The organism is Streptomyces sp. DH12 (genome assembly GCF_020873895.1).
Lineage (GTDB): Bacteria > Actinomycetota > Actinomycetes > Streptomycetales > Streptomycetaceae > Streptomyces.
In genome coordinates this window covers 1-774 of the sequence record NZ_JAHWGT010000228.1, presented here as the reverse complement: position 1 = coordinate 774, position 774 = coordinate 1, and the positions used below count along the sequence as shown (strand labels likewise).

Annotated in this window: 1 protein-coding gene; it reads left to right on the top strand. The window is 67.6% G+C overall.

Translation table 11 applies throughout. The annotated features are described in order from the left end of the window. Positions 1 to 302: 302 nt before the first annotated feature. The coding region (locus LPA54_RS33700; protein WP_228984509.1) for a PTS transporter subunit EIIC at positions 303 to 774 on the top strand (472 nt) is incomplete at its 3' end.

Below are 774 nucleotides of genomic sequence, written 5' to 3'. Positions count from 1 at the left end.
ACGTGGTGTTCCGCTTCGCGATCACGAGGTTCGATCTGAAGACTCCGGGGCGGGAGCCGGAGGAGGAGGTGGAGGACGCGACGCGGCGCTGATCTCCTAGGCTGGAGGCGGCTGTGCAAGCCCTCGGAATCTTGTGTTCCGGGGGCTTTTCGGTGCGCCCGTGAAGGGGTCCGTCCGGCGCTCCCGCGGAGGCACCGTGCGTAGTCGCGCGGTCGCGGATCCGCGGGTTCCTTACGTGGCCTTCATCGTGCTACAACAGGTCTACACCAGTAGTGGTGTAGACCACCACCGATGGAGGAAGTATGAGCACCGCCACCGACTCGGCGGCCCCCGCAAAGAAGCGGGGATCCGGCCTCTTCCAGGGCCTGCAGAAGGTCGGCCGCAGCCTTCAGCTCCCGATCGCCGTGCTGCCGGCGGCGGGCATCCTGCTGCGCCTCGGCCAGCCGGACGTGTTCGGCGCGGACGGACTGGGCTGGGACAAGGTCGCGGCCGTCTTCGCCACCGCGGGTGGCGCCATCTTCGACAACCTGCCGATGCTGTTCTGCATCGGTGTGGCCATCGGCTTCGCCAAGAAGTCCGACGGTTCGACCGCCCTCGCCGCGCTCGTGGGCTTCCTGGTCTACAGCAACGTGCTGAAGGCCTTCCCCGTCACCGAGGCCAAGGTGCAGGACGGCGCGGACATAGCGGCGACCTACAACAACCCCGGTGTCCTCGGCGGCATCCTGATGGGTCTGCTGGCCGCGATGCTGTGGCAGCGGTACCACCGCAAAAGGC